Genomic DNA, 16,963 nt, shown 5'->3' on the forward strand with positions numbered 1-16,963 from the left:
CTTTGCTGACACACCCCCGGTCAGCGCCTGTGGAGATCCCCTCCGGCCCCCGTGCTCCTCCCCCTGGCGCGGGGGCCTCTCCATGTCAATAGCCCGTTCGCGGTGTTACACACTGACGTGTAGGTCACAGGTCTCGTATCCTCGACACCGGTTCGTTACCGTGTCTGCCGTGCTTCTCAGTCGATCGAAGAACGGCCGTCATCGCCCGGCTCCGGCAGCCGAGACCGAACTGCTCGCTCCCGACGCGGAGCTCGACAACTACCTCGCCGCGCTGGCCCCCGAGGCCGACGTCGAGACCACGGCCACCGGCCGCCGCTTCGGCAATGCCGAGGTGCACCAGCTCCGCCTGAGCCTGATCGCCAACGAGCAGCTCCGCGAGCTGGCCGCGCAGCGCCAGACCTCCCCGATGGCCCTGGCCCAGGAGTGGGTCATGCAGCGCCTCGACTGGGAGTTCCGCCAGCAGGCGCACTGAACTCGCTCAGCAGCAGGGCGCGCTGAGCATCCCGAGCCTCAGCGCGCCGCGACCGCCCTGGTCACCGGCATCAACCGCACCACCTCATCGGCCGCCGCTGCTTCCCCGAGCAGGCCGGCCTGGTAGGCCAGCGCCACCGCGTGCGCCCGGTCCCGAGCGTCGAGCTTGCGCAGCATCCGCCGGACATGGGTCTTCACCGTCTCCTCGGAGACCTCCAGGCGGTGCGCGATGTTCTTCGCGGTCAGCCCGTCCGCGATCAGCCGCAGCACCTCGAACTCCCGCTTGGACAGCGCCGGTCCGGAGCCGCGTTGCGCGCCGATGACCCGGCCGGGGGTGAGCAGCGCGGTCAGCGCGGGGTCCACGTACAGCCCCAGCTCCACCGCCTGGCAGATCGCCTCCGGGAGCCGGGCCGGGTCCAGTTCGCGCGGCAGGAAGCCCTTGGCGCCCGCGCGCCGGGCGATCTCCACCTCACCCGCGGCCCGCTGGCCGGGGCGGAACAGGGTCATCACCACCAGGCTGGGCTGCATGCCGGTCAGCATCCGGCACAGGTGCGCGCCGGGGTCCAGTTCGCAGTCGATCAGCAGCACGTTCGGTTGGGCCGCGCGGCAGAGCTGCACCGCGCTGCCGGGGGAGCTGGCCGCGCCGACCCACTGCACCCGGGGATCGCGGCCGAGGACCGCGGCGACCCCGTGCTGGAAGAGCGGAACGGCATCGATCTGGGCGACCCGGTAAGCGCCGACTCGTGCGCGCACCCCGGCGGCTCGTGCACGCAGTGTCACTGGATCCACGGCGGTCCCCTTTCGACGTCTTGCCTTCTTGGAGTCGCCTCACACTCGATCGTGACGCCACCTATGAAGGTAGTCGTCTTCCACCGGGGATTCTGACGTTGGAACCTGCACTTCCCGCCGATCGTCGTCACTCGTTTGGAGGACAAAACCGACCCATCGGTCTACTTGTCCGCAGGCGAACGATCGGCGCAGTGTGGCTAGATCATTCGGCCTAGTTTGTGCCCTATTCCGCTGCGTGGTCAACTAATTACGCTGCGATTCAGGAGGTGGCCATGACTACGCGCCGTGCACTACTGACGGGCCTGGCGGGGGTGGCCGGGGCCGTGCTCACCGGCGCCGGTCCGGCCTGGGCCGGGAGCAGGCAACCGCCTGCCGAACTCGCCGCGCCGGGACGGCCGGAGCTGGCCGTGCGGCTGCGCACCAGGGCGGAGTGGGGCGCGGACGAGAAACTGCGCTTCGGCCCGCAGGGCGAGGTCTGGCCGGCCACCTTCAGCCCGGTGCAGTGCCTGACCGTGCACCACTCGGCGATCGGCGTCGGCGCGGACCGGGCCGCGGCGGTGCGCTCGATCTACCACGGCCACACCGTGGCCAAGGGCTGGGGCGATATCGGCTACCACCTGGTGATCGACCCCGAGGGCACGCTCTACCAGGGCAGGCACACCGGCGGGCCCGCGGTGTTCCGGCAGCCGCCGGTCAACGGCAGGGCGGAGACGGTGACCGCGGGGCACGTGCGCGGCCACAACCCGGGCAACATCGGGATCTGCCTGCTCGGCGATTTCACCGGCGGGCAGCCCGATCCGCGCGCGGTGGGCACCCTGACCAGGACGCTGGCCGCGCTGAGCCTGCTCTGCGGGCTGGACCCGCTGGCCCGGTTGAACTACCACAACGTGGAGGACGGGCAGCGTTACGACGGTCCGGTGCTGGCCAGGCACCGGGACTGGGTGGCCACCCAGTGCCCAGGCAACGCCTTCGCGGGCAGCGGCTTCGAGCCGGTGCGGCAGGAGGTGGCCAGGCTGGTGCGTGGCCAGCGCCGGGGCTAGCGCGGGGCCGGGCAGCGCTTGCCCACCCAGTCCTGGTCGTACTCGAAGTGCCACCACTCGCGGTCGATGGTGCGGCACAGGCCCCACTGGTTGCCGTTCTGTTCCAGCCACTTCGCGCCGGACTGCGGCTTCACGTCCACCGCGGTGCCCTTGACGTGCGCGGACTCCTCCGGCGGCAGCACCCACTTGCGGGCCTCCGCCTCCGAGCCGCGGTTCTTGATCTCCTGCCGGTACAGCCTGCGCTGCTCGGCCGCGGTGCGCTTGGCCGATTTGACCAGGATCTCCACCCCGTCCTGTTTGGCCGCGCAGCGGGCCTGCTGGAAGGCATCCCGCATCTTCGGCTGCAGCCGGTCCGGCTCCAGCTCGCTGGGCACCTCCAGGCGTTCGGCCCGCTGCGCCGGGAAGGTGCAGGACTCGCTGGCGGTGGACCCACCGGTGCGGTTGTTCGCGCTCGTGCCGCCGGTGAGGCCGCCGAAGAGCTGGCCGCCGGGGTTCTCCGGCGAGGGCAGGCCGTAGATGACGAAGCCGGTGACCAGCAGCAGGGTCAGGCTGAGCCCAGCCACTCCGCTCCAGGCCCGGAACCGGCGACGTGGCTTGGTTCCGGGCAGCTGGATCGGTGTGGTGGGCGCGTCCAGGTAAGGGGTCTGGTTGCGCATGCCACTACGGTCGGCCGCGGATGTCCACGGCTGGTCCGCGCCTTGTCATGGTTCTGCTACAGCCGGCGCACCAGGTCGGCGGGCGGGGTCGGCGACCTCGATAATCGGTGCCATGCCGAGGGTGCTGTTGATCGAGGACGACCATGCCGTGCGCGAGGGCCTGCAACTGGCCCTGCGGCGGCAGGGCTACACCGTGGACGCGGCGGCCACCGGCGAGCTGGGCCTGGACGCGTGGCGCGCGCAGGCCCCGGACATCGTGGTGCTGGACCTGATGCTGCCCGGCATCGACGGGTTCGAGGTGTGCCGCCGGATCAGGGCTGGCGGCGAGGTGCCGATCATCATGCTGACCGCGCGCAGCGATGACATGGACATCGTCGGCGGACTGGAGGCCGGGGCCGATGACTACGTGGTCAAGCCGGTGCAGCCGCGGGTGCTGGACGCGCGGATCCGGGCGGTGCTGCGGCGCGGGTCGAGCGAGCAGACCGCCAAGGAGCGGCACGGGTCGCTGGAGATCGATCGGCAGGCGCTGGTGGTGGCCAAGGACAACCGGCAGGTCGGGCTGACCCCGACCGAGCTGCGGCTGCTGCTGGAGCTGTCCGCCTCGCCTGGGCAGGTGTTCAGCCGCCAGCAGCTGCTGCAAGCTGTCTGGGAGCACGACTACCTGGGTGACTCGCGGCTGGTGGACGCGTGCGTGCAGCGGTTGCGGGCCAAGATCGAGGACCGGCCGGCCAGCCCGGTGTACGTGCAGACCGTGCGCGGCTTCGGCTACCGGTTCGGCCCGGTATGAGCAGGCTGCTCGACTCGCTGCCGGTGTGGGCCCGCGGGTTGCGTGCCCGGCTGGTCTTCGCCTTCCTGGCCATCGCCGCGCTCGGCGCGGCCGCCGCGGCCGGGGCCAGTTACGTCTCGGCCCGCACCACCGTGCTCAAGTACGCCCAGGACCAGATCATGGACAGCGCGCGGGCCGCGGTGAACCAGCTCGCCCCGGAGATCAGCTTCCCGCCGACCCAGACCACCCTGGACCAGATCTCCACCAGACTGCCCGGCGGCGCCGTGGTGGTGACCTACCAGAACCTGACCTCCCGCCCGCAGGGGTACCGGCTGGCGGACTTCCCCGGCGAGTTGCGGGCCGCGGTGCGGGAACGGGGCATCGTGATGTTCCAGCGCGGCCAGACCCCCGGCGGCAGCGGCACGGTGTTCTTCGTCGGCATGCCGGTGATGACCAAGAAGGCAGGCGAGGAGCCGAGCCCGACCGGCATGGAGATCTACCTGCTCCGGGACCTGTCCGGGCCCGCACAGCAGATCAGCGCGCTGGCCAACAGCGCGTGGCAGACCAGTCTGCTGGCGCTGCCGCTGGCCGCGCTGCTGGCGCTGCTGGCCGCGCGCGGGGTGCTGCGGCCGGTGCGCGAGCTGCGCGGGGCCACCCGGCGGCTGGCCGGTGGCGACCTGGGGGCGCGGCTGGAGGTCAAGGGCTCGGACGAGCTGGCCGATCTGGCGCACACCTTCAACGACACCGCGGCCGCGCTGGACCGCACGGTGACCGGGTTGCAGCGGATGGAGGCGGACGCGCGCCGGTTCGTCGCCGATGTCTCGCACGAGTTGCGCACCCCGCTGGCCGCGATGACCGCGGTGACCGATGTGCTGGACGAGGAGTCGGCGAACCTGCCAGGGGATGCCCAGATCGCGGCCCGGCTGGTCGGGCAGGAGACCCGCAAGCTGGCCCGGCTGGTGGAGGACCTGATCGAGATCTCCCGGTTCGACGCGGGCGCGGCCAGGCTGGTGCTGACCGAGGTGGACGTGGCCGAGGCGGTGCGCAACACGCTGCGCGCCCGCGGCTGGATCGACTCGGTGCGGACCGAGCTGCCCGAGGGCGTGCTGACCAAGCTGGACGCGCGCAGGCTGGACGTGATCGTGGCCAACCTGGTCGGCAACGCGCTGCGGCACGGTCAGCCGCCGGTGGTGGCCACGCTGACCGCGAGTCCACAGTGGATCGAGTTCAGCGTGACCGACCACGGGCCTGGACTGCCGGAAGCGGTGCTGCCGCAGGTGTTCGCCCGCTTCTACAAGGCCGACTCGGCGCGGTCCCGGTCCGAGGGCAGCGGGCTCGGGCTGGCCATTGCCTGGGAGAACGCGCAACTGCACTACGGCACGATCGAGGCGGCCAACGCGCCGCACGGCGGGGCCCGGTTCACCCTGCGGCTGCCCAGGCTGGCCAGGGGGATCGAGGCGCAGGCGTTCGAGGAGGGTGGTCCGTGGTGAAGCGGCTGACCGCGGTGCTGGCGGCGCTGGCGCTGCTGGCCGGGTGCGGTGTGCGGCCGACCCCGCCGGTGGCGGGCGGCGACGGTCCGCGCGGGCTCGCCGAGGGGCCGACGCTGTACTTCCTGCAGGGCAACCGGCCGACCCCGGTGGTACGCAAGATCGGCAAGCTGGGCGATTACAACACCGCGTTGCGCGAGCTGTTCAACGGGATCACCGAGGACGATCCGCGCGGCCTGTCCAGCGCGCTGCCGAGCAGCGGGGTCGGCGAGCTGAGCGCCACGGTGACCGAGCGCAATACGGTCGAGGTGGAGGTGCACGGCACGGACGGCTCGCTGCTGCCGCTGAACTCGTGGGCGGTCAACCAGATCGTGTGCACGGTCGCGGCCCGGCACCTGGCCACCGGCGGGATCTACGGGGTGGGCACGGTGCTGGTGAACCTGACCTCGGCACGCTGTCCGGTGTCGGTTTAGGCGATCTTGCCGCGCAGCGCGAGCACGTCGAGCTGGTCGCGGGAGGAGTTGAGCCTGCGGGTCCAGGAGGTGGCCAGCCCGGCGATCTCCTCCGGGGTGAGGTACTTGGCGGCTTCGAGCTGCCAGCCCGCGGTGGCGTAGGCCTTGGCCAGCACCTCGGTGGCCGATTCCGGGGTGGGCTCGGCGGTCTCGCCGACCTCGGGCACCGGCGGGCGCCAGGCGTGCAGGTTCAGCGTGACCAGGAAGTCCGCGCCGGGGCGGCAGCAGGCGGCCAGCTGCCGCAGCAGCGCGCCCTCGGTGTCCAGCACCCCGCGCAGCAGGCTGCCCCAGGGCATCAGCACGTGCAGCTCGTCGATGTCGCGCAGTTCGGGCGGCAGTGCCTCGGCGGCGTGCCAGAGGTAGATCAGGTTGGCCAGTCCGCCCTTGGCCGGTTTGGCGGCGGCCTTGCCCGCGGTCTTGCGGAAGTTGTCCGGCGCCGCGTCTAGGCCGATGACCAGCTGGTCCGGGTGTTTGCGGGCCAGGTGCAGCGGGTGTTTGCCGTCGCCGGTGCCGACGTCGAGCAGGACCGAGGTGTACTGGGCGCGGAGTTCGGTGAACTGCTCCGCGGTCAGGTCGACGACCTGCTTGCCGGTTACGCGACGCACTTCAGGAGCTTATGTCCTTCAGTTGCTGGACGGCGTCGTAGGCGGTGCGGCGGGTGAAGCCGGGCAGCTCGGCCAGGCTCTGCGCCACGCTGCGGGCAGGCACGCCCTGCGCGAGCAGGCCGGTGACCAGCTTGTGCAGCAGCGGGTCCAGGCCCCCGGTGGCGGCTGGGTCGAGGCAGAGCCAGAACTCGCCGCGGTCGGGCAGGGCCAGGGCGCCGATCTCGCCCCAGCGCGGGCGCTCGCTCTCCGCGTAGGGCTCGGTGGCCACGGCCAGGGTGCGGGCGCCGCGGTCGCGGGCGGCGGCGAGCACCTTGTCCGCGTGTTCGGCGGCCAGCCGGAGCACGACCTTGGCGTCCAGCGGTGCGGCGCGCAGGGCGTCGGCGGGTTTGCGGGCCGGTTCGGCCAGGAAGATCCCGGCTGGCGAGGGCGAGGCGGCCGCGGCGGCCAGGCCGGGGGGCAGGCCGATGACCTCGGTGCGGTCGCCGAGCAGGTGCCGGACGGTGCGGCCGGGCAGGTCCTCGGTGGCCACCACCAGGGTCCGGCCGCCTTCGCCGGTGGAGCGGCCGATGAGCGCGCGGGCGCCCGCGTCCTCGGCGATCACCGTGTCGGCGGCGGCGAGTTCGGTGCACAGGCGCGGGCTGGAACCGTTGGCGTGGAACAGGACCAGCGTGCCGGGATCGTCCACGGCGGACACTTCGACGGTGATCTCGGCAGCCGGGTCGGTGAGCCGGGCGGCCAGGTCGCGGGGCAGGTCGGCCGCGGACAGGTCGGCGTCGGTGGCCAGGGTGTTGGCCAGCCGGACGGAGCTGCGCCGGATGACGGCGGGGCCGCCGGGAACCCAGTTCGGGTTGCCGACGGCCCGCACCAGCACGCTGTGCTCGCCCACGCTGATCCGCAGCTGCACCGGACCGGCCAGCGGGCCGCCCTCGGTCACCGCGCGCACGCCGAGCACGCAGGTGGCTCGTGCGGTCAGCTCGGCGTCCGGGGTCAGTTCCCACGTTTTGCTGTGGGTGGCTCTGATCTCCGGGTGGCCGTGGGCTCTGATCGTCGTCATTTCCCGAAGACCTGCTTGCCAGGGTCGAGCATCATGACAGCCAGTGTGCCTGGTCAGGCGAAGGTGAACGCGCCCCGGTCCAGGGTGACGCCGCCCTCCTTGGTCTCGGTGCGGAAGGCGACCTCGTTCCCTTCGGCCCAGGCTTGCACGATCAGTTCCTGGCCGGGCAGCACCGGGGCGGTGAACCGGCCGTAGATCCGGCGCACCCGGTTGACCTCGCCGCCGCAGAAGTGGCCGATGAGCAGCCGGGCGGTGATGCCGTAGGTGCACAGGCCGTGCAGGATCGGGCGCGGGAACCCGCCCCGCCCGGCGAAGGCCGGGTCGGAGTGCAGCGGGTTGTGGTCCCGGCCGCCCAGCCGGTACAGCAGGGCCTGGCTGGGCGTGGTCTGGAAGGTGAGCACCGCGTCCGGCTCGCGCTCCGGCGGCGCCCAGTCCACCGACGGCCCGCGTTCGCCACCGAAGCCGCCCTGGCCGCGGACGAAGACCGAGGACATGGTGGACAGCAGCGGTTCGCCGTTGATCGTGCTGCCCTCGGTCTTCGCCACGACCAGGGCGCCCTTGCCCTTGTCGAAGACGTCGGTGACCGTGCGGCGCAGGCTCATCCGGCCCTCGGCCGGCAGTGGCCGGTGCAGCACCAGCTCCTGCTCGGCGTGCACCAGCAGGGCAGGGTCGAAGTCGCCGAAGTCCACCCCCGGCCCGCTGAACTGGGCCAGCACCACGCCGAAGGTGGGCAGCACCTGCTGGTCCACCTCGGCGGTGTTCTCGGTGGTGTAGGCCAGTTCGGCCAGCGGGTCCTCGGCGCCCGCGCCCACGCCGAGGGCGTAGAGCAGGGCCTCCTCCGGTGTCCAGCTGCGTTCCCACGGGCCTACCGTGCGGCCCACCGCGGACAGGTCGATCGGCACCTTGTGGCTCCCCTCAGCCGAGCGTGCCACGCACCGTGGCGTGGCCCTTCAACAGGTTCCGGGCGATGGTGCGGCGCTGGATCTCGTCGGTGCCCTCGTAGATGCGCAGCAGGCGCAGCTCGCGGTACCAGCGCTCCAGCGGCAGTTCCTTGGTGTAGCCCATGCCGCCGTGGATCTGCAGCATGCGGTCGACGATCTCGTTGGCCTTGACCCCGCCGTAGAGCTTGGCCATCGACTGGCCCTGCCGGGAGTCCAGGCCGGCGTCGACCTGCCAGGCGGAGGAGAGCACCAGCCAGCGCAGCGCCTCGATCTCCACCGCGGAGTCGGCCAGCATCCACTGGATCGCCTGCCGCTCGGCCAGCAGCTCGCCGAAGGTCTCCCTGGTGCGCGCGTAGTCCAGGCCGAACTCGACCAGCCGGACGCAGGCGCCCAGCGCGCGGGCCGGCAGCAGGTAGCGGCCACGGCCGATCCAGCTCATCGCCAGCGCGAAGCCCTGGCCGACCTCGCCGAGGATGTTGGCCTCTGGCACCCGGACGTTGTCGAAGACCAGCGCGGCCGGTCCCCACTGGCCCATGGTGTCGATCGGCTCGGACTTCCAGCCCATGTCCCGGTCGACCAGGAAGCAGGTGACGCCGCCGTTGGCGCCCTTGTCCTTGTCGGTGACCGCGAAGACCATCACGAAGTCGGCGTCGTTGCCCTTGGTGATGAAGGTCTTCTCGCCGTTGATCACCCACTCGTCGCCGTCCTTGACGGCACTGGTGCGGATCGCCTTGGCGTCGGATCCGGCGCCCGGCTCGGTGATGGCGAAGCAGGAGATGCGGTCACCGGCGATGGTGGGCAGCAGGTAGCGCTGCTTCTGCTCCTCGTTGCCCGCGTAGAGGATGTTGTCGGCCTCGCCGCCGAAGTAGAAGGGCACGAAGGTGTAGCCCAGCTCGCCCTCCACCAGCGCGGTCATCACCGCGCCCAGTCCCATGCCGCCGAAGGCCTCCGGGGTCTGGATGCCCCAGAACCCGGCTTCCTTGGCCTTGAGCTGGAGTTCGCGCACCTCGGCCTTTGTGATGCCGGGCTGACCGGCTCGCTCCCGGCGCAGCAGCTCCGGCTCCAGCGGGATGAGTTCCTTGCGGACGAAGTTGCGGACCCAGTCGCGGATGTCGCGTTCGGTGTCGTTGAGGGAGAAGTCCATTGCGCTGCTTGCCTTTCTAGCGACCACCGTCGACGTAGAGGATCTGACCGGTGATGAAGGAGGAGTCCTCGCTGACCAGGAAGGCCACCGTGTTCGCGATGTCCTCCGGCTTCCCGGTGCGGCGCACCGAGATCTGCTCGGCGGCGGCCTTCTTGAACAGCTCGAAGTCCACCCCGACCCTGGCCGCGGTGGCCGCGGTCATGTCGGTCTCGATGAAGCCGGGGGCGATGGCGTTGACGTTGACGCCGAACGGGCCCAGCTCGATGGCCAGGGTCTTGGTGAAGCCCTGCAGACCGGCCTTGGCCGCAGCGTAGTTGGCCTGGCCGCGGTTGCCCAGCGCGGAGGTGCTGGACAGGTTGACGATCTTGCCGAACTGCTGCTGCACCATGTGCTTCTGCGCGATCTGACTGCACAGGAAGGCGCCGCGCAGATGCACCGACATGACCGTGTCCCAGTCCTCGTCGGTCATCTTGAAGAGCAGGTTGTCCCTGGTCACCCCGGCGTTGTTGACCAGGATGTGCAGCCCGCCCAGCTCCGCGACGACCCGGTCGAAGGCGGCGGTGACCTGCTCGCGGCTGGTCACGTCGCAGCCGATGCCCACGGCCCGGCCACCGGCGTCGGTGATCGCCTTGACGGTCCCGGCGGTGGCTGCCTCGTCCAGGTCGATCACCGCGACCGCGGCCCCGCGTGCGGCCAGCGTGCGGGCGGTGGCCGCGCCGATCCCGCGTGCCGAGCCGGTCACCACCGCGACGCGTCCATCCAGAGTTCCCACGAGTTTCCCTTTCCTCACTTGACTTTTCCCTGCGCGACCCAGGCCCGTAGCTCGCGTTTGAGCACCTTGTGGCTGGGTCCGAGGGGAAGTTCGTCGACCACGACGACCCGTCGCGGGTACTTGTGCCCGCCCAGGCGCTCCCTGGCCCAGGCGATCACCTCGGCCGAATCGGCCTGGGCGCCGGGTTTGAGCACCAGCACGGCGCAGACTTCCTCGCCGCTGCGCTCATCCGGCAGGCCGATCACCGAGACCTGGGCGACCGCGGGGTGCCGGATCAGCATCTCCTCGACCTCGCGCGGGTACACGTTGAAGCCGCTGCGGATGATCAGGTCCTTCTTGCGGTCCACGATGGAGATGTATCCGTCGGCGTCCTTGCTGCCGATGTCGCCGGTGCGGAACCAGCCGTCCACCATGGCCGCCTCGGTGGCCTCCGGGTTGTCGAGGTACCCGGCGAAGACGTTGTGGCCGCGGATGATGATCTCTCCGGCTTCGCCTGCGGGCAGGAAGTCGTTGCGTTCGTCCACGGCCGGGTCCACCACCTCGACCTCCACTCCCCAGACCGGGTGGCCCACGGTGCCTGCGCGGGCGCCGAAGACCGGCTGGTTGCAGGTGGCGGTCGGCGAGGTCTCGGACAGGCCGTAGCCCTCCAGGATCTGGGTGCCGAAACGGGCCTCGAACTCCTCCAGCACGGCCACCGGCAGCGGCGCGCCGCCGGAGGTGCAGCCACGCAGCTGGGGCAGATCGGACTCGCCCTCGCTGACCTCCAGCAGCCGCAGGTACATGGTGGGCACGCCGAGGAAGAGCACGACCCGGTGCCGCCGCATGATCTCCAGCGCCTCCGCGCCGTCGAAGCGCGGTTGCAGCACCAGGGTGGCTCCGGCCCGGAAGCAGGAGTTCATCGCGCTGGACTGGCCGAAGATGTGGAACAGCGGCAGGCAGCCCAGCATCACCTCGCCCGGTTCGATCCGGTCCACGTCGAAGGCGGCCACGGTGGCGTTCATGACCAGGTTGAGGTGGGTGAGCACGGCGCCCTTGGGACGGCCGGTGGTGCCGGAGGTGTAGAAGACCACCGCCGGGTCTTCCGGCGCCCTGGTGACGAAGCGGTCCACCGGTTCGGTGGCCGCGGCCAGCTCGGACAGCGAGGGGTGCTCGGGGGTGGCCGGCCCGAGGGTGTGCAGTTCGACTCCGGCGGCCTGGGCCGCGGGTGCGCCCAGGGGCAGCTGGGAGACGTGGCAGAGCACCAGCTTGGCCTTGGCGTGCGAGATCAGGTAGGTGGCTTCCGCAGGCACCAGCAGCAGCGGGATCGGCACCACCACCGCGCCCGCGGCCAGCACGCCGAAGTAGGACTCGGCGAAGGCGATCACGTTGGGCGCGATGATCGCGACCCGGTCGCCCTCGCGGATGCCCAGCTCACGCAGGGCCGCGGCGTGCCGCCGGGCCCGCTCCCACAGCTGCGGGTAGCTGAGCTGCTGATCGCCCTGGATGAGGGCGATCCGCTCCCGGTGCAGCCGCGCCGACTCGGCGAGGACCATCGCCAGCGAGAGAGTCATCCGGCCTCCGTGACTTCATCGTCTTGGGTGCTGCCCCCGGAAAACTAACCGTGTTAGTTTTCATCGAGGCTAGGACTGCGGAGAGCCCACGGCAAGACGTCGGCACGAAGTCGGGCGAGACTCAGCCACGAGGAGTAACGGTGCCAAGACCGCCAGCCCCGCTGCTATCGGTCGACCGGATACGCACGGTCGCGCTGGAGATCATCGACCAGCACGGGCTGGAAGCGCTGACCATGCGCAGGCTGGCGCACCGGCTCGGGGTGCAGGCCGCCTCGCTGTACAACCACGTGCGGACCAAGGAACAACTGCTGCACGATGTGGCCAACGAGCTGGCCACCGAGGTGGACACCTCCGCCTTCGGCAGGCTGGACTGGCGCGAGGCGCTGACCATCTACCTGCGTTCCTACCGGGCCGCGCTGGCCAGTCACCCCAACATCGTGCCGCTGCTCTCGGCCGGGCCGGGCAATCGCGAGTCCGGCCTCAAGCTGGCCGACGCCGTGCACGGCGGCCTGGTGTCGGCGGGCTGGCCGCCCAAGTACGCCACCATGATCGGCGCGGCCACCAAGTACCTGGTCTTCGGCGCGGCGATGGGTTCCTTCTCGCACGGCTTCATCGACGACGAGCGGCTCTACGCCGAGCGCTACCCGAACCTGACCCAGGCGCACCTGCTGCGGTCCAGGGCCGAGATCGACACCGAGTCCTTCGAGCTGGCCTTACGCGTGATGCTGGACGGGCTGACGAACCTGTGGGAGCGCCTGGAGCGCCCCGAGCGCCAGCACCGCGACGACTCCGCCTGCGACCAGGGCCACCGAGACTGAACTCGCGTCCACCACCACCCCGCCGAGCAGCGCCCCGGCCGAGAGGGTGGCCTGGAACGAGGCGGTGAACAGCACGGTCGCCGCCTCCGGCGCGTGCGGCGCGGATCGCACCAGCCAGGTCTGCGCGCAGGCCGGCACCGCCCCGTAACCCAATCCCCACAGCACCAGCAGCGCGGGCGCCCAGTCCCCGGACACCGGCAGCAGCAGCGTGGCCAGCGCGATCAACCCCGCCGCCACCGCGAACGTCTCCCGCGTCCTGGCGCCCGCCCAGCGACCGGCGAGGAAGTTCCCTGCCACCCCGGCCAGCCCGTAGACCAGCAGGTACGGCGTGGGACTGGCGTCGGTGACCTCGCGCAGGAAGGTGGTCAGGTAGGTGTAGGTGCCGAAGTGCGCGAGCACCACCAGGAAGGTCACCGTCAGTCCGGCCCGCACACTCGGACGCCGCAGCAGGTCCGCCAGCAGCCGGAAGCCGGTCGCCCGCGCCGGCGGCAGCGGCGGCAGGAACACCAGCAGGGCCAGGAAAACCCCGGCGGTCAGCACCCCCATCACCACGAACACCGCCCGCCACCCGGCCAGCCCGCCGAGCCAGGTCCCGGCTGGCACCCCGAGCACCGAGCCGAGCGGCACCGCCGCGAAGATCACCGCGGTGGCCAGGCCGACCCGCGGCGCGGGCACCAGCCGAGGGGCCAGCCCCGCGCCGACGGACCAGAACCCGCCGATGACGACGCCGACGAGCACCCGGGAGATCAGCATCAGCCAGTAGCCAGGGGCCAGCGCGGCGAGGAAGTTCGCCAGTGCCAGCACCAGGATCAGCGCGCCGAGCAGCCGTCGGCGGTCCAGCCGGGCGGTAGCGGAGGTGACCAGCGGGGCGGCGACCGCGGCGAGGAATCCGGGCATGGTCATCATCAGGCCCGCGGTGCCGGGGGAGATGCCGAAGGTGGCGCCGATCGGGGTGAGCAGGCCGATGGGCAGGATCTCGGTGGTGACGATGACGAAGATGCCCAGCATCACCGAAACGACGGCGGGCCAACGGGTGTGAGCTGACATGACGACCAGCCCAGCAGCCGGGTACCGGGCCGGGCTGGCGGAATCACGACGGGGCGGTGCGGCGCCACCACCAGGTCGGATTCCGGCTCAGGCCTCGGCCAGCTCCTTGAGGTTGGCCAGGGTCTGATCCATGTTGCGCTGGTTGCGCTCCAGCCGGTCCTTGATGCCGACGATCCGGTTGAACAGCCACTTGATCACCGGGTGGCGCAGGTCGGTGAAGGATTCGGTGACCCGGCAGCCGGTGCCGGTGGGCTCGATGGTCCAGCCCCAGTCGGCGACCTGGATGGGGCCGGAGCCGACCCGGTAGCCGAAGGCGCGGCCGGGTTCGGCCTTGGTGACCTTGCAGACGGTGGACCACTTGGCCTTGCCCGCCTGGTTGTGGCCGCGGAAGCGGGCGCCCACCGCCGGGCCGGTGGCCGGCGGCAGCCAGGCCGCGGCCCGGCATTCCCTGGTGAACCGGTGCTGGTTCGGGATGTCGGTGACCAGCGCGTAGACGGCCTCCGGGGTGGCGGCGATCTCGATGGTGCTGCTGAGCTGATCGGTCATCTCGGGCTCCGCTCACAGGGGTGGGATGGCCGGGGCCGCACACGTCGCGGCGGCCCCGGCCAGCGGCCCTCAGTAAATCGGATAGGCCCGGCCGAGGGCCATGGAGATGGCCAGGGTGTCCTCGACCACCCGGTACTCCTGAATCAGCCCGGCCCGCACGGAAAGGCTCACGGCGAAATCCTGGGCGAACACCCTGCCCGTTCCGGTGGCCCGGTATCGACCGCCGCCGAACACCACCGCGTCATCGCCGTCGACCAGTACCTTTCGCACCGTCACCGCATGGAACTCAAGCCGGTGGAACAGCGCCAGGAAGAACGCCTCGATTTCCCGGCGACCTTGTGAGCGAACCGGCCACGGATCCCCGGGGATCTCCGAGGAGTGGCATTGGGCGTCCTGGTGGAATAGCTGCGCGATACCGGCGGCGTCCTGCGCGCCGAATCGGGTCAGTAGTCGCTGCACCATTTCCAGGGTGGACGGAGCCCGATTCGTCATGACACCGGTCCGGAGTGGCCGGAGCCGGTGTCGACCCGCCAGACCGCGGTCGCCGCCCTGGCGCCGTCCTGTTCCACCGCGGTCCAGTACAGCCCGCCCGCGGTGCGCAGCACGCTCACCTCGGCCGGGCGGTCCAGCTCGACGAACTTGCTGGTGCGCGCCTGACAGGAGGCCAGGTATCCGGGACCCACGACGGCCCGGACCGCCTGGCGCATGGCCGCGAAGACCACCATGCCCGGCACATGGTCCACCGGATGGTCGAACAGCGCCGGGTGCGTGGCATCCACCAGCAACCCCCAGCGATTGGACTTGTTCACGCTGGTCAACAACACATCCCTGACATCCTGACGTCCCACCAGTCCTGGTGCGACCGGGTGCGGCCGCTCCTCGGCCAGCTGCCTGGGCACTCGCGGCGGCCGCAGCCGGGCGTACACCGCGGGCGGCAGCGCGCCCAGCGAACCGCTGCCCTGACCGAACCGGTCGCCGTCCCGGTACAACTCGACCTCCACCGCCAGGGTCGAGGCGTGCCCGGGGCGCACCCTGGGGTCCCTGGTGCGCACCAGCAGCTGGATCTCCACCGGCCGGTCGCGCACCCGCAAAGCCGAAGAATCTACGGCGAAACTCATCCCCCGCATCACAAACCGGTGGTCAAGTGGTATGTCCCAGCCGGTGTGCGCCACCAGCAACCCGGCCTGCCGAATGGTCTCCAGCACCAGCAGCGGATCGACCCGGCCCTGTTCGGGCTGGTAGAAGGCGTGCGCCCGGGGCAGCTGGGCGCACATCCAGAAGTCGCCGGTGCGCCGTCTGGTCCACTTGGTGAGCAGCACCTCGGCCACTGACTCGCGGTGTACCAGCCTGCGCGGTACCGTCGTGTCGAATCCCTCCTCTCCACTCATTTCGAGTGCAACGAATAGTGAGTCTTTGCTCTTCGGCACCTGGTCGTTGCCCAAACGCAACATGTCGGCCAACATACCGGTACAGATTAGTTTCGACGGCAAGAACACCTGGATGGCGGAGCAGTCGATGTTCAAGCGTGAACAATCGAGCAACACCAAGCAAAGCCTGCTGCTGGCGGCAGCGAACACTTTCGACCGGAAGGGCTTTCTCGGTACCAATCTCACCGACGTGTGCGCAAGTGCGGGCGTCACAAAGGGGGCACTCTACTGCCACTTTCCCTCGAAGGAAGCACTGGCGGTAGCATTGATCGAGAGCCAGTTACGTCTCTGGCACGAAGTCCACCACCATTTGGCCCAGCAACCACTGAGCCCGATGCAGTCGCTCATCGATCTCTCGCACGAGTTCGGCAACCGGTTGCGCACCGATGTCCGGGCCAGGGTGGGGGTCCGGCTGCTGTTCGAGGCCGACCTGTTCGACCGCGAGGCAGGCGGCCAGTTCCACGGCTGGGTCGCCATGGTGCGCGAGTTGCTGCTGCTGGCCGACGCGGCCGGGCAGCTGCGGCCGGAGGTGCACCCCAGGGAGGCGGCGGAGTCCTTGGTGGCCGCCTTCACCGGTACCCAGTTGCTCTCCAGGGCGACCAGCGGGCATGACGACCTGGAGGCCAGGTTCACCGCGTTGTGGCGGCTCTGGCTGCCCGCGCTGGTGGTGCAGGCGGAGCTGACCACGCTGCGGGTCGGCCCACCCTCGGCCGAGCCCGATCTCTTTGTGCCAGTTCAACAAACCGCCGGTATCACCTGATCTGATCCGGCCACGGCGGCGGCGGGCGCGGCAGGGTGAGGACCATGCGCGAGAAGCGGTCCCGCCCGGCAGGCTCCGCCGTCGACTGGCAGGAGTGCCTGCGCCTGCGGCCCGCGCTGCTGCGGCTGGCCCGGCAGCGCTGCCCGGCAGGCGCCGAACCCGAGGACCTGGTGCACGAGGCGCTCACCCAGGCCGCCGAACTCGGCCGGGTGCCACCGGACCGGCTGGCCGCGTTCCTGGCCCTGGTGGTGCGCAGGCTGTGCGCGGAGGAACACCGGCGGCAGCACGAGGACGCGGAGCTGTTCGACCACCCTCGGCTGCGGCCGGGCACGCCGGAGGATCCGACCGAGCGGGTCAACGACCGGCTGGAGGGGCGCTGGTTCCGGCAGCGGCTGCGCGATTTCTCCACCCGCGACCGCAACCTGTTGCTGCTCTTCGCCGACGGCCTGCCGCACACCGAGATCGCCAGGGAGCTGCGCACCACCGTGGGCGCGACCCAGTCCGCACTGCACCGGATCCGCGAACGGTTGCGTTAGGTAACGATCCGAGGCCCGGTCCAACGACCGGGTGATTCTGCC

Annotated in this window: 20 protein-coding genes; 8 read left to right on the forward strand and 12 right to left on the reverse strand. The window is 70.9% G+C overall.

Features of this window, described 5'->3' with window-relative positions; genetic code table 11:
- The first annotated feature begins 169 nt into the window (after window positions 1–169).
- The gene (locus tag ACTOWY_RS09810) at window positions 170–472 is read left to right on the forward strand and encodes a hypothetical protein (protein WP_247755390.1); all 303 of its coding nucleotides are present in this window, start codon (window positions 170–172) and stop codon (window positions 470–472) included.
- Window positions 473–510: 38 nt separating this feature from the next.
- Here ACTOWY_RS09810 and ACTOWY_RS09815 read toward each other — a convergent pair whose 3' ends face one another.
- On the reverse strand, window positions 511–1,260 hold the full coding sequence (locus ACTOWY_RS09815; RefSeq protein WP_247755389.1) for a LuxR C-terminal-related transcriptional regulator: 750 nt from the start codon (window positions 1,258–1,260) through the stop codon (window positions 511–513).
- A 272-nt stretch (window positions 1,261–1,532) separates the two neighbouring features.
- Here ACTOWY_RS09815 and ACTOWY_RS09820 point away from each other — a divergent pair, with 272 nt between their 5' ends.
- Window positions 1,533–2,300 (forward strand): peptidoglycan recognition protein family protein, encoded by a 768-nt coding sequence (locus tag ACTOWY_RS09820; RefSeq protein ID WP_441309284.1) that lies wholly within the window; start codon window positions 1,533–1,535, stop codon window positions 2,298–2,300.
- On the opposite strand, the gene ACTOWY_RS09825 is transcribed toward ACTOWY_RS09820, so the two are convergent.
- Complete coding sequence (locus ACTOWY_RS09825) at window positions 2,297–2,956, reverse strand: M15 family metallopeptidase (RefSeq protein WP_441309285.1); 660 nt, start codon at window positions 2,954–2,956, stop codon at window positions 2,297–2,299. The genes ACTOWY_RS09820 and ACTOWY_RS09825 overlap by 4 nt on opposite strands.
- A gap of 112 nt (window positions 2,957–3,068) precedes the next feature.
- On the opposite strand from ACTOWY_RS09825, the gene ACTOWY_RS09830 reads away from it, so the two are divergent.
- From ACTOWY_RS09830 to ACTOWY_RS09840, 3 genes are read left to right on the forward strand one after another with little or no spacing between them, the layout of a single operon-like run.
- Window positions 3,069–3,743, forward strand: a complete 675-nt coding sequence (locus ACTOWY_RS09830) for a response regulator transcription factor (protein WP_185000670.1) — start codon at window positions 3,069–3,071, stop codon at window positions 3,741–3,743.
- The gene (locus ACTOWY_RS09835; RefSeq protein WP_441309286.1) at window positions 3,740–5,212 is read left to right on the forward strand and encodes an ATP-binding protein; all 1,473 of its coding nucleotides are present in this window, start codon (window positions 3,740–3,742) and stop codon (window positions 5,210–5,212) included. Before ACTOWY_RS09830 ends, ACTOWY_RS09835 begins: the two co-directional genes overlap by 4 nt.
- On the forward strand, window positions 5,206–5,682 hold the full coding sequence (locus ACTOWY_RS09840) for a hypothetical protein (RefSeq protein WP_441309287.1): 477 nt from the start codon (window positions 5,206–5,208) through the stop codon (window positions 5,680–5,682). Before ACTOWY_RS09835 ends, ACTOWY_RS09840 begins: the two co-directional genes overlap by 7 nt.
- On the opposite strand, the gene kamB is transcribed toward ACTOWY_RS09840, so the two are convergent.
- Genes kamB through ACTOWY_RS09870 form a run of 6 tightly spaced genes read right to left on the reverse strand, consistent with a single transcriptional unit; the run spans window position 5,679 to window position 11,787 of the window.
- Entirely contained in the window at window positions 5,679–6,326 is a 648-nt protein-coding gene (gene kamB / locus ACTOWY_RS09845; protein WP_441309288.1) for a 16S rRNA (adenine(1408)-N(1))-methyltransferase KamB, read from the reverse strand. The two genes, ACTOWY_RS09840 and kamB, sit on opposite strands and share 4 nt — an antisense overlap.
- A 1-nt stretch (window position 6,327) precedes the next feature.
- Window positions 6,328–7,380, reverse strand: a complete 1,053-nt coding sequence (locus ACTOWY_RS09850; protein ID WP_441309289.1) for a DUF371 domain-containing protein — start codon at window positions 7,378–7,380, stop codon at window positions 6,328–6,330.
- Between the two features lie 53 nt (window positions 7,381–7,433).
- Window positions 7,434–8,282, reverse strand: coding sequence for a MaoC/PaaZ C-terminal domain-containing protein (locus tag ACTOWY_RS09855; RefSeq protein ID WP_441309290.1), 849 nt, complete (start codon window positions 8,280–8,282; stop codon window positions 7,434–7,436).
- Window positions 8,283–8,295: 13 nt separating this feature from the next.
- Window positions 8,296–9,465: an acyl-CoA dehydrogenase family protein gene (locus ACTOWY_RS09860; protein ID WP_247755380.1), complete on the reverse strand. Its 1,170-nt coding sequence runs from the start codon at window positions 9,463–9,465 to the stop codon at window positions 8,296–8,298.
- A gap of 16 nt (window positions 9,466–9,481) precedes the next feature.
- On the reverse strand, window positions 9,482–10,228 hold the full coding sequence (gene fabG, locus ACTOWY_RS09865) for a 3-oxoacyl-ACP reductase FabG (protein ID WP_441309534.1): 747 nt from the start codon (window positions 10,226–10,228) through the stop codon (window positions 9,482–9,484).
- Between the two features lie 23 nt (window positions 10,229–10,251).
- Complete coding sequence (locus tag ACTOWY_RS09870) at window positions 10,252–11,787, reverse strand: long-chain-fatty-acid--CoA ligase (RefSeq protein WP_441309291.1); 1,536 nt, start codon at window positions 11,785–11,787, stop codon at window positions 10,252–10,254.
- Window positions 11,788–11,927: 140 nt separating this feature from the next.
- Between ACTOWY_RS09870 and ACTOWY_RS09875 the strand changes: the two genes are divergently transcribed.
- Window positions 11,928–12,605 carry a TetR/AcrR family transcriptional regulator gene (locus ACTOWY_RS09875; RefSeq protein ID WP_441309292.1) on the forward strand — a complete coding sequence of 226 codons (678 nt, stop codon included), beginning with the start codon at window positions 11,928–11,930 and terminating at the stop codon, window positions 12,603–12,605.
- On the opposite strand, the gene ACTOWY_RS09880 is transcribed toward ACTOWY_RS09875, so the two are convergent.
- The 4 genes from ACTOWY_RS09880 to ACTOWY_RS09895 form a co-directional block, all read right to left on the reverse strand.
- Window positions 12,501–13,652, reverse strand: coding sequence for an MFS transporter (locus tag ACTOWY_RS09880; protein ID WP_441309293.1), 1,152 nt, complete (start codon window positions 13,650–13,652; stop codon window positions 12,501–12,503). The two genes, ACTOWY_RS09875 and ACTOWY_RS09880, sit on opposite strands and share 105 nt — an antisense overlap.
- Before the next feature lie 87 nt (window positions 13,653–13,739).
- Window positions 13,740–14,198, reverse strand: coding sequence for an SRPBCC family protein (locus ACTOWY_RS09885; protein WP_441309294.1), 459 nt, complete (start codon window positions 14,196–14,198; stop codon window positions 13,740–13,742).
- Window positions 14,199–14,267: 69 nt separating this feature from the next.
- On the reverse strand, window positions 14,268–14,657 hold the full coding sequence (locus ACTOWY_RS09890) for a nuclear transport factor 2 family protein (protein WP_247755374.1): 390 nt from the start codon (window positions 14,655–14,657) through the stop codon (window positions 14,268–14,270).
- 29 nt (window positions 14,658–14,686) lie between these two features.
- Entirely contained in the window at window positions 14,687–15,586 is a 900-nt protein-coding gene (locus ACTOWY_RS09895) for a ScbA/BarX family gamma-butyrolactone biosynthesis protein (protein WP_441309295.1), read from the reverse strand.
- A 25-nt stretch (window positions 15,587–15,611) separates the two neighbouring features.
- On the opposite strand from ACTOWY_RS09895, the gene ACTOWY_RS09900 reads away from it, so the two are divergent.
- Window positions 15,612–16,385, forward strand: a complete 774-nt coding sequence (locus ACTOWY_RS09900; protein WP_441309296.1) for a ScbR family autoregulator-binding transcription factor — start codon at window positions 15,612–15,614, stop codon at window positions 16,383–16,385.
- A 44-nt stretch (window positions 16,386–16,429) separates the two neighbouring features.
- Window positions 16,430–16,921: a sigma-70 family RNA polymerase sigma factor gene (locus tag ACTOWY_RS09905; RefSeq protein ID WP_441309297.1), complete on the forward strand. Its 492-nt coding sequence runs from the start codon at window positions 16,430–16,432 to the stop codon at window positions 16,919–16,921.
- Window positions 16,922–16,963: the final 42 nt, after the last annotated feature.

It is taken from the genome of Crossiella sp. CA198 (genome assembly GCF_052078295.1).
Classification (GTDB): Bacteria; Actinomycetota; Actinomycetes; order Mycobacteriales; family Pseudonocardiaceae; genus Crossiella.